Annotated in this window: 11 protein-coding genes; 2 read left to right on the top strand and 9 right to left on the bottom strand. The window is 67.4% G+C overall.

The window, feature by feature from the left end; genetic code table 11:
• Nucleotides 1-89: 89 nt before the first annotated feature.
• The 3 genes from AC6EI8_RS20270 to AC6EI8_RS20260 all read right to left on the bottom strand — a co-directional run bounded on the left by AC6EI8_RS20270 (nucleotide 90) and on the right by AC6EI8_RS20260 (nucleotide 1,508).
• Entirely contained in the window at nucleotides 90-233 is a 144-nt protein-coding gene (locus tag AC6EI8_RS20270) for an entericidin A/B family lipoprotein (protein ID WP_149317310.1), read from the bottom strand.
• A 137-nt stretch (nucleotides 234-370) separates the two neighbouring features.
• On the bottom strand, nucleotides 371-778 hold the full coding sequence (locus tag AC6EI8_RS20265; RefSeq protein WP_023263511.1) for a response regulator: 408 nt from the start codon (nucleotides 776-778) through the stop codon (nucleotides 371-373).
• Between the two features lie 97 nt (nucleotides 779-875).
• Complete coding sequence (locus AC6EI8_RS20260) at nucleotides 876-1,508, bottom strand: response regulator (protein WP_006579377.1); 633 nt, start codon at nucleotides 1,506-1,508, stop codon at nucleotides 876-878.
• Between the two features lie 117 nt (nucleotides 1,509-1,625).
• Between AC6EI8_RS20260 and AC6EI8_RS20255 the strand changes: the two genes are divergently transcribed.
• Nucleotides 1,626-2,033 carry a hypothetical protein gene (locus AC6EI8_RS20255; protein ID WP_498382714.1) on the top strand — a complete coding sequence of 136 codons (408 nt, stop codon included), beginning with the start codon at nucleotides 1,626-1,628 and terminating at the stop codon, nucleotides 2,031-2,033.
• A 115-nt stretch (nucleotides 2,034-2,148) separates the two neighbouring features.
• Here AC6EI8_RS20255 and AC6EI8_RS20250 read toward each other — a convergent pair whose 3' ends face one another.
• From AC6EI8_RS20250 to AC6EI8_RS20240, 3 genes are all read right to left on the bottom strand, one after another.
• The gene (locus AC6EI8_RS20250) at nucleotides 2,149-2,652 is read right to left on the bottom strand and encodes a hypothetical protein (protein ID WP_150082715.1); all 504 of its coding nucleotides are present in this window, start codon (nucleotides 2,650-2,652) and stop codon (nucleotides 2,149-2,151) included.
• 251 nt (nucleotides 2,653-2,903) lie between these two features.
• On the bottom strand, nucleotides 2,904-5,651 hold the full coding sequence (gene metH / locus AC6EI8_RS20245) for a methionine synthase (protein ID WP_150082714.1): 2,748 nt from the start codon (nucleotides 5,649-5,651) through the stop codon (nucleotides 2,904-2,906).
• 103 nt (nucleotides 5,652-5,754) lie between these two features.
• Nucleotides 5,755-6,903: a homocysteine S-methyltransferase family protein gene (locus AC6EI8_RS20240; RefSeq protein WP_226107963.1), complete on the bottom strand. Its 1,149-nt coding sequence runs from the start codon at nucleotides 6,901-6,903 to the stop codon at nucleotides 5,755-5,757.
• 125 nt (nucleotides 6,904-7,028) lie between these two features.
• Between AC6EI8_RS20240 and AC6EI8_RS20235 the strand changes: the two genes are divergently transcribed.
• Nucleotides 7,029-7,421 carry a rhodanese-like domain-containing protein gene (locus AC6EI8_RS20235; RefSeq protein WP_149317314.1) on the top strand — a complete coding sequence of 131 codons (393 nt, stop codon included), beginning with the start codon at nucleotides 7,029-7,031 and terminating at the stop codon, nucleotides 7,419-7,421.
• 53 nt (nucleotides 7,422-7,474) lie between these two features.
• Here AC6EI8_RS20235 and AC6EI8_RS20230 read toward each other — a convergent pair whose 3' ends face one another.
• From AC6EI8_RS20230 to AC6EI8_RS20220, 3 genes are all read right to left on the bottom strand, one after another.
• On the bottom strand, nucleotides 7,475-7,732 hold the full coding sequence (locus tag AC6EI8_RS20230; RefSeq protein ID WP_149317315.1) for a BTH_I0359 family protein: 258 nt from the start codon (nucleotides 7,730-7,732) through the stop codon (nucleotides 7,475-7,477).
• A 275-nt stretch (nucleotides 7,733-8,007) separates the two neighbouring features.
• Nucleotides 8,008-8,814 carry a 3-oxoadipate enol-lactonase gene (gene pcaD, locus AC6EI8_RS20225; protein ID WP_498382715.1) on the bottom strand — a complete coding sequence of 269 codons (807 nt, stop codon included), beginning with the start codon at nucleotides 8,812-8,814 and terminating at the stop codon, nucleotides 8,008-8,010.
• A 189-nt stretch (nucleotides 8,815-9,003) separates the two neighbouring features.
• The coding region (locus AC6EI8_RS20220) for a DUF3108 domain-containing protein (protein WP_498382713.1) at nucleotides 9,004-9,629 on the bottom strand (626 nt) is incomplete at its 5' end.

Below are 9,629 nucleotides of genomic sequence, written 5' to 3'. Positions count from 1 at the left end.
GCCCCGCGGGGACATCCCAGCACGGGCAAGGGGCATAAAAAAAGGAGCCTGCGAAGGCTCCTTTTTTCTGCTGGCTGCGTCGCGGCGCATTACATCTTGCGTTTGGTTTCCTCCGCCGCTCCCTGCACCTTCTCGCCGCCCCTTTCGACGTCCTTGCCGGCGCCGGCGATGGTGTTGCAACCCGTAATCAGCGTGACACCGGCAAGAGCGAACAGCGCGATCAGCTTTTTCATGACGATCTCCTTTGCTTAGCGAGGGGGTGCGGCGCGTTGCCGCGACGGGAAAAACAGTTGCTGCCCAAGGATCGGTCGATGGAGCTCAGCACGAGTCGTCGTCGCTGGCCGCCAGCCACAAGCCGTTCGTTTCGAACTCAGGACGGTGCCTGGGCGTATTCCTCGATCACGCGGAATACCTGTTCAAGCTCGAGCGACTTGTCGAAAAAATAGTCGGCTCCCGCCTCGGCGCACTGACGCCGGTAGGTGGGCACCTGCGCATGATTGGTGTAGACGATCCGGATGCCCGGCGCCTGCGCCTTCTGGATCGCCCGCAGCACGTTGATACCGTTGCCCTGACGCAATTGCAGGTCGACGATGACGACCTCATACCTGCCGCTTTCGAACAGGCGGATGGCGGTGCTTTCGGTATCCGCCCAATCGACGGTCTCGACGAAGGAGAATGCGTTCAAGTACTCCAGCAACATGCTCCGCAGGACCGCCGAGTCCTCGATCAGTAAGACCCGCAGCGTACGGTAGGGAGTCGCCGCGGCTTGATCCAACATGGTTCGATGGTAGCAATGGGGCCAGGGGCCAGGTATCCGGGTCCGTCCTACAGCACCGCCGCCGGCCCCGTCCCTGCCGGGACGAACGGCGTGCCGCCTACTCGACCAGGCCGTTCTTGATCGCGTAATAGGTCAGATCGGCGTTGGTCTTCATGCCCATCTTTTCCAGGATGCGCGAGCGGTAGGTGCTGACCGTCTTGACGCTGAGGAACAGCTCGTCGGCGATCACCGAAACGGACTGTCCGCGCGAGAGCTTGCAGAAGATCTGGAATTCGCGTTTCGACAGGGTCTGGTGCAGCGGCTGGTCGGTCGGCTTCTCCAGCCCGCCGATCAGCAGCTCGGCCACGGTCGGGCTGACATAGCGCCGCCCCTGGGCCACGGTGCGGATCGCCTTGACCAGATCGTCGGGCGCGCTTTCCTTGGTCAGGTAGCCGGAGGCGCCGGCACGGATCAGATTGATGGCGTACTGGTCCTCGGGATAGGTGGACAGGATCAGCACCGGCAGGTCGGGATGACGCTGGCGGATCAGCTTCAGTACGTCGATGCCGTTGCGGTCGGGCATCGAGATGTCGAGCACCACCACGTCGAACTCGGTTTCGCGCAGGCGCGCCATCACTTCGTCGCCGCTGGCCGCTTCGCCCTCGACGCGAATATCCGGTTCGTCGGAAATGAACTGGCGCAGACCGGCACGGACGATCTGGTGATCGTCGGCGATCAGGACGCGAATCATCAAAGTTTCCCCCCTGCGATGGTATTGCCCGGACGCCGGGGCCAGGCTGTATTTGGCCTGTTGCATTGTAGTCATTACAAAGCACCGGGAATGTCGGTGTCAGGCTGACAATGTGGCGTGCCCGACGATCAGGACGTCCACCCGACGCCCGCCCATCTCGAGGCGCTGCTCGACACCATGCCGAGCGGCCGCGGCGATCCCGCATGCCAGTCGTATTTCCTGTGGTGCCTTGCCGCCGTGCTGGCCCGGCTGTCCTCGCAGGCGTTCTTCGGCACGCACAATGATGGTCCGTTTGCGCTGAGACGCTATGCGGCGGCGTTGGGCAATGCGGCCATCCGCCTGCAGGACGACCAGCAGTCCCCCTGGCGTGCCGGCTATGTCAAGCAGCTTCTTTCGAAGTACTGCACCGACGAGCTGACGAAGAAGCAGATGTATCCCGACCTGGCCGCCGCGGCGAGGAGGAATGACGGCTTCCGCTCGATACTCGCTACGGTGTGGCCACCGAACTGGGGCCACCTTCTGTGAGCAGTGGGCCAATAGCGGGCCGACAACGGAAAAGGGGCGGAGATCCCGGATCGCCGCCCCTCGCTTGCGCGGCGGCTCGCCGCCGCGCATCGATGCGCCCCTGCGGGCGATCGGCTTACTGGACCTTCGCCGACGCACCCGCGCCGACGGTGGCCGAGGTGCCGCCAGTCGCGCCACCGACCAGGCCGCCCACCTTGCCCGCGGTACCGCTGACCGTGTCGCCGACGGCGCCGACCGTCTTGTCGGCGGTGCCTTCGACCGCGCCGACGGTGTCCTTGGCCTTGCTCTTGGTCTTGCCATGCGCGTCGTGGGCCTTCGACTTCGCCTTGCCGCCGGCGGTGGCGGCACGATCCTTGGCGCTCTTGCGGGTGTCGTCGATTTCGCCGGCCTTGTCGTTCAGGCCGGCCTTGACGCCGGTATCCATGTTCGCGCGGCTTCCTGCCACTTCAGCGCCCGCATTCACACCGGCATTCGCGCCGGCAGACGGCGCCGTCGCCGTCGGGGCGGTCAGCGAGCCGGCGGCGCCGCCGGTCGCACCGGCTTGCGTACCTTGCGCCATGGCCAGCGACGAGGCGGCGGCGATCGACAGGGCGGACAGCGAGATCAGCAGTTTCTTCATGGAGTACTCCTTTCGAATGACTGTGCGGCGAGGCTTTCGCCGCGGGTTGTCGCCTGGAGAGCGAGTCCTCAGTCTAGGGAGCACCCCACTGCGATGCTGTGAGGAGATGTAATGCGCTGTAAGGAGTCGTGAGCCGGCGCAAAGGCCGTCAAACCCGCGGCCGCGGCGACTTTCGCCAGTCCCGTCAACGACTTGCGGCGGCGCGCCGCCGGTTGAAGGCCGCGGCGGCGGCGGCGCGGCTTCGCAACACGTTACAGGTTCGGCGCCAGCGCCCGCTCCATCGCCGCGCGGTCCTCGTGCCGGCGCGCGATCATGTCGTCGAGCTGGTCCTGGCCGATCTTGCCGACCGAGAAGTAGGTCGCCTCGGGATGCGCCAGATAGAAGCCGCTGACCGAGGCCGCCGGCGTCATCGCCAGCGCATCGGTCAGGCCCATGCCGATCTCGCCGGCATCGAGCACCTGGAACATCGGGCCCTTGACGGTGTGCTCGGGGCAGGCGGGATAACCGGGCGCGGGCCGGATGCCGCGATAGGCTTCCGCGATCAACTGCTCGTTGTCGAGCGATTCGTCGGCGGCGTAGCCCCACAGGTCCCGCCGCACGCGCGCGTGCAGGCATTCCGCGAAGGCCTCGGCGAGGCGGTCGGCCAGCGCCTTCAGCATGATCGCGCTGTAGTCATCGTGGTCGGCCTCGAACTGGGCCTCCTTCTTGTCGACGCCGATGCCGGCGGTCACCGCGAACAGGCCGATATAGTCGGCGATGCCGCTCTCCTTCGGCGCGACGAAGTCGGCCAGGCACCGGTTCGGCCGGCGCACGCCGTCGACCACCGGGCGTTCGCTCTGCTGGCGCAGGTTGTGCCAGGTCAGCGCGACCTGGCTGCGGCTCTCGTCGGTGTAGATCTCGATGTCGTCGTCGTTGACGGTATTGGCCGGCAGCAGCGCGATCACGCCGTTGGCGGTCAGCCAGCGGCCCTGGATCAGCCGCGCCAGCATCGCCTTGCCGTCGGAGAACACGCGGCGCGCCGACTCGCCGACGATCTCGTCGTTCAGGATCGCCGGGAATTTGCCGGCCAGGTCCCAGGTCTGGAAGAACGGCGCCCAGTCGATGTAGTTGGCGAGCTCGGCCAGGTCGTAGTTGCGGAACACGCGGCGGCCGATGAATTTCGGTTTCGGCGGCACGTAGCCGCTCCAGTCGATCGGCGTCTTGTTCTTGCGGGCCTCGGCCAGCGTCACCATCGGCACGGCCTTCTTGTTGGCATGCTGGGTGCGGATGCGCTCGTAGTCGGCGCGCAGCTCGTCCAGGTAGCGCGTAGCGCCCTCGTCGGACAGCAGGCTCGAGGCCACGCTGACCGAGCGCGAGGCGTCGGGCACGTAGACCACCGGTCCTTCGTAGTTCGGCGCGATCTTGACCGCGGTGTGCACGCGCGAGGTGGTCGCGCCGCCGATCAGCAGCGGAATCTTCTTGACGCGGAAATAGTCGTCGCGCTGCATCTCGGAGGCGACGTAGGCCATCTCCTCGAGCGACGGCGTGATCAGGCCGGACAGGCCGATGATGTCGGCGCCCTCGACCTTGGCCTTGGCCAGGATCTCGTTGCACGGGACCATCACGCCCATGTTGACGACCTCGAAGTTGTTGCACTGGAGCACCACCGACACGATGTTCTTGCCGATGTCGTGCACGTCGCCCTTGACCGTGGCGATCACGATCTTGCCGCGCGCGCGCACGTCGCCGCCGGCCTCGGCCAGCAGGCGCTTTTCCTCCTCGATGAAGGGCAGCAGATGCGCCACCGCCTGCTTCATCACGCGCGCGCTCTTGACCACCTGCGGCAGGAACATCTTGCCGGCGCCGAACAGGTCGCCGACGATGTTCATGCCGTCCATCAGCGGGCCCTCGATGACCTCGATCGGGCGGCCGCCGCGCGCGGCGATCTGCTGGCGCGCTTCCTCGGTGTCCTCGACGATGAAGGTGGTGATGCCGTGGACCAGCGCATGCGCGAGGCGGTCGGCCACCGGCACCGGCTTCTCCGGCGTGCCGCGCCATTCGAGGTTCTCCTCGCGCTTCGCGCCGCCGCCCTTGTAGCGGTCGGCGATCTCCAGCAGGCGGTCGGTCGCGTCGGCACGGCGGTTCAGCACCACGTCCTCGACCCGCTCGCGCAGCTCGGCGTCGAGCTGATCGTAGACGCCGAGCTGGCCGGCATTGACGATCCCCATGTCCATGCCGGCGGCGATCGCGTGGTACAGGAACACCGTGTGGATCGCCTCGCGCACCACGTCGTTGCCGCGGAACGAGAACGAGACGTTGGACACCCCGCCGCTGACCTTGGCGTAGGGCAGGTTCTGCTTGATCCAGCGGGTCGCCTCGATGAAGTCGACCGCGTAGTTGTTGTGTTCCTCGATGCCGGTCGCGACCGCGAAGATGTTCGGATCGAAGATGATGTCCTCGGGCGGAAAGCCGACCTCGTTGACCAGGATGTCGTAGCTGCGCTTGCAGATCTGCGTCTTGCGCGCGAACGTGTCGGCCTGGCCCTGCTCGTCGAAGGCCATCACCACGGCCGCCGCGCCGTAGCGGCGGATCAGCGTGGCGTGGTGGCGGAACTGCTCCTCGCCTTCCTTCAGCGAGATCGAGTTGACCACGGCCTTGCCCTGCACGCATTGCAGGCCGGCCTCGATCACCTCCCACTTCGACGAATCGATCATGATCGGCACGCGCGCGATATCGGGCTCGGACGCGATCAGATTCAGGAAGCGCACCATCGCCGCCTTGGAGTCGAGCATCGCCTCGTCCATGTTGACGTCGATGATCTGCGCGCCGTTCTCGACCTGCTGGCGCGCGACCGCCAGCGCCTCGTCGAACTGGCCGTTCAGGATCATCCGGGCGAAGGCCTTGGAGCCGGTGACGTTGGTGCGCTCCCCGACGTTGACGAACAGGCTGCCCTCGCCAAGCGTGAACGGCTCCAGGCCGGACAGGCGCATCGGACGAGCGGGACGGGTATCGGTAGACATGGCGGACTCAGGTTCGGGATCGGATGCACGGCGCGCCGGGGACGGATTCGTGCGGCGGCGCGCCGGTGATGCGTGGCGTGGGCGTGGGCGGCGGGGCGGCCGGTCAGGCCGCGTCCGCTTCGTCGCGATACTGGCCGGGCCAGGCACGCGGCTTGCGGTTGGCGACGCGCTGCGCGATCGCGGCGATATGCTCGGGCGTGGTGCCGCAGCAGCCGCCGACCAGGTTGACCAGCCCGGACGCGGCGAACTCGTCCACCAGCGACGAGGTGACATCCGGCGTCTCGTCGAAGCCGGTGTCGCTCATCGGGTTCGGCAGGCCCGCGTTCGGATAGCACGAGATCGCGGTATCGCACAGCTTGGCCAGCTCGGCGATATAGGGCCGCATCAGCGTCGCGCCCAGCGCGCAGTTCAGGCCGAACGTGATCGGGCGCGCGTGGCGCAGGCTGTTCCAGAAGGCCTCGACGGTCTGGCCCGACAGGATGCGGCCGGAGGCGTCGGTGACGGTGCCCGAGATCATCACCGGCAGGCGTTCGCCGGTGTCCTCGAACAGCTGGTCGATGGCGAACAGCGCGGCCTTGGCGTTGAGCGTGTCGAAAATGGTCTCGACCAGGAACACGTCGGCGCCGCCTTCCAGCAGGCCCTTGCCCTGCTCGTAGTACGAATCGCGCAGCTCCTCGAAGCTGACGTTGCGCGCGCCCGGATCGTTGACGTCCGGCGAGATGCTGGCGGTCTTCGGCGTCGGACCGAAGGCGCCGGCGACGAAGCGCGGCCGCTCGGGCGTGCTGTAGCGATCGCAGGCCTCGCGCGCCAGGCGGGCGGCGGCCACGTTCATCTCGTAGGCCAGGTCCGCCATCTTGTAGTCCTCCTGCGCGACGCGCGTCGCACCGAAGGTGTTGGTCTCGATGATGTCGGCGCCGGCCGCCAGGTATTGCTCGTGGATTTCGCGGATTACCGCCGGGCGGGTCAGCAGCAGCAGCTCGTTGTTGCCCTTGACGTCGACCGGATGCGCAGCGAAACGCTCGCCGCGATATTCGGCCTCGCCCAGCTTGTAGCGCTGGATCATGGTGCCCATCGCGCCGTCCAGGATCAGGATGCGCTCGCGCAGCAGCCGCGGCAGTTGCGCGGCGCGGGTGTACGGCCGGGCCGGGGGACCGGCCTGCGGGCCCGCGTGCGCGCCTGCCTGCAGACCTGCCTTTGCGCCCGGTGCGATGGCGGACGCCGTGCCGGACGATTCGATGGATGCAGCGCTCATGGCTTCACTGGCCTCGGTGATGCTGGAAAAGTGGTCGATTTTATCAGTTACGGCACCTTGCCGCCCCGGCTTGCCCGGGCCTACACTCGGGCAGATCGCCCCCTACCCGACCCCGACGACACCGCATGCAACATCTTGCCCCGCGCGAGGCCCAGGCCCTGCTGGCCGAGCACCCCGACGCCCTGTTCATCGACTGCCGCAGCGAGATGGAATACCTGTTCGTCGGCCACCCGACCGGCGCCCTCAACGTGCCGTGGAACGACGGCCCGGACTGGGAGGTCAATCCGCACTTCGTGCAGGCGGTCAAGAAGCTGGCCGGGCAGGCGTCGGCGCGGCCGGTACTGCTGATCTGCCGCAGCGGCAACCGCTCGACCGCGGCCGCGCAGGCGCTCGAAGGCGCCGGCTTTACCACCGTCTACAACGTGCTGCACGGCTTCGAGGGCGATCTCGACGCGCAGCGGCACCGCAATACGGTCAACGGCTGGCGCTTCGAAGGGCTGCCGTGGGAGCAGTACTGAGGCATAAAAAAACCCGCGCCATGGCGCGGGCTTTCTGCGGCGGCGGTGCGTCGTCAGTGCATCGCCAGCGAGTGCGTCATCACCGTATCGAACTTGCCAAGAAATTCGTCCACCTCTTCCACGGACGGTTCGGTCTCGATCAGACGTTGCACATCGGCGCGGAAATGCTCGGCCAGCTGGCCGCCAAGGAAGATCTCGCGCTTCATGTTCTTGTCGACGATCTCGTAACCGCCGGAGGCAAGAGGGGCATGCTCGACGTCGGCACCGAACTCCACGATGCAGTAGTTGTCGCTGTTATAAATCATTTGCATGGCGCACCTCCGGGCTATGGGACGGACGGAAGGTTTGTTGATTCTTGCGTCAGCCGGTGGGAGCGCCGGCTTCCTTCCGCGATTTCACCTCCAAGCTGAGGGCATGAAGACGCTTTTCAAGCGCATGCCTCGCTGGGCGCTGGCGTGGTGCCCGATGCCGTAGCGCCCGCTCATCAGGTTGGAGCCGCCCCCAAGGCGGCAAGTTCGGTTTCCCCAACGAAAAGAGGGTTTGTCCTACGAAGCGCTTGCCGATCGCCTACGCGGGCCGGCCTGGCTCAAGGGGTATCGCACTGCGCCCCGCAGGCCGCCTTGACCAGGAAAGCGTCGAGAAGCGCATGAAACCGCTCCGGCTGCTCGATCGGGGACAGATGGGCGGCGTCCGGCAGCACCTCGAACTGGGCGGCCGGAATGCCGTCCGCAATGGCCCTGGACTCGGCGACCGGACAGCCCTGGTCCTGGTCGCCGACCACCACCAGCGTCGGGCAATGGATGCGCGCCAGCGCATCGGCCTGGTCGAAACCGAGGATCGCCAGGCAGGCGCCGACATAGCCGCGAACGGGCGTGGCCAGCACCATCTGGCGGATCCGTTCGACCTGTTGCGCATGCGCGGCACGGTACGGCGCGGTCAGCCAGCGCTGAAGCGTCGCATCAAGCACTCCGGCCATCCCGTGCGCCTCCACCTGCCCGATGCGCTCATGCCACATCGGATGGGCCTGGCGCGGGGTGCGGCAGACGGTGGCGACCAGCGTCAGCGAGTGCAGCCGCTCGGGATAGCGCACCGCAAACGTCTGGCCGATCATGCCGCCTAGCGAAAGTCCGATGAAGTGCGCCTGCGGCACGTCCAGGCCGTCCATCAGGGCGACCACGTCGTCGGCCATGCGCAGCATCGAATACGGCCCCACGGGCGCGTCGCTGCGGCCGTGGCCGCGCAGGTCGAAGCGCAACACCCGATAGCGCGGCGCCAGATGGGCCGCGGTGGCGTCCCACAGCGTGTGATCGCAAGCCAGCCCGTGGCACAGCACGACCCATGGGCCTTCGGTGCCGTCGATGCGGGCCTGCAGCGTCACGTCGCCGACGATCACGCGGTGTGTCTCGGCGGCGGGCGGCTGGGCGGCTGGGCTGCCGCCAGGGTTTGACCCCTGGGCGGTGGCGGGCGTGGCGGTGGGCGGCAAGGTGTCGGTCATCGTGTCCTCCTGTCGGGGTCGGTGGGCGGTGACGCATCGCACGGGAGCGTCGCGGCGGCCACGCCGCTCGGCTCCGATCCTTCCAGACTAGGGCTCGGCGCCGCGCAGTACCAGATCGATCTGCGTGCCGTCGGGCTCGGTCTGCCGCAGTTTGACCGGCATCCAGCCCACCGATTCCGCCAACCAGACCTCGACGCGGCGGCGGTCGTCGGCCCGGCGCGGCAGGCGGATGAAATGCTTGGCGCGCACGAAGCCCGCGCCGATCTCGATGTCCTCCTCGCCGACATACTGGACGCGCATCGGCTCGAGATCGCTGGTGTCGGCGACCTGGAACGTCTCGGTGGCGCCCGGCGCGGCATAGCGCTGCGGGTTGCCGCGCACCAGGCCGACCAGTTGAAGGAAGACGCTGAAGCGGTCCTGCGCGCCCTCGGGCAGCGGCGCCTGGCCGCCGCGCGACTCGAACACGACGGCGCCGGTCGCGCGGTCGAAGCGCGTCACCTGGCTGCGCTTGCGGCGTTCCTCGACGTAGCGCTCTGGCGCCAGCCCCTGCTCGCCCAGCGCCCCGGTACTGTGGAAGGCGAACCGGAACCACAGCATGCGGGTTTCGACCGACAGCTGATAGCGCCCGCCCCCGTGCTGCCAGCGGATGGTGCCGTCGGGGTTCTCGACCCCGTTGACGAAACTGGCGTAGCGCAGCGTTGCCGACGGCGGCG

The sequence above is a fragment of the Cupriavidus sp. R6-3 genome (assembly GCF_059772245.1).
This window is presented reverse-complemented; position numbering and strand designations above follow the sequence as displayed.

Excerpts from the sequence above, each read along its gene's own strand:
- AC6EI8_RS20270 (WP_149317310.1), bottom strand. The coding sequence starts at position 233 with ATGAAAAAGCTGATCGCGCTGTTCGCTCTTGCCGGTGTCACGCTGATT.
- AC6EI8_RS20265 (WP_023263511.1), bottom strand. The coding sequence starts at position 778 with ATGTTGGATCAAGCCGCGGCGACTCCCTACCGTACGCTGCGGGTCTTA.
- AC6EI8_RS20260 (WP_006579377.1), bottom strand. The coding sequence starts at position 1,508 with ATGATTCGCGTCCTGATCGCCGACGATCACCAGATCGTCCGTGCCGGT.
- AC6EI8_RS20250 (WP_150082715.1), bottom strand. The coding sequence starts at position 2,652 with ATGAAGAAACTGCTGATCTCGCTGTCCGCCCTGTCGATCGCCGCCGCC.
- metH (WP_150082714.1), bottom strand. The coding sequence starts at position 5,651 with ATGTCTACCGATACCCGTCCCGCTCGTCCGATGCGCCTGTCCGGCCTG.
- AC6EI8_RS20240 (WP_226107963.1), bottom strand. The coding sequence starts at position 6,903 with ATGAGCGCTGCATCCATCGAATCGTCCGGCACGGCGTCCGCCATCGCA.
- AC6EI8_RS20235 (WP_149317314.1), top strand. The coding sequence starts at position 7,029 with ATGCAACATCTTGCCCCGCGCGAGGCCCAGGCCCTGCTGGCCGAGCAC.
- AC6EI8_RS20230 (WP_149317315.1), bottom strand. The coding sequence starts at position 7,732 with ATGCAAATGATTTATAACAGCGACAACTACTGCATCGTGGAGTTCGGT.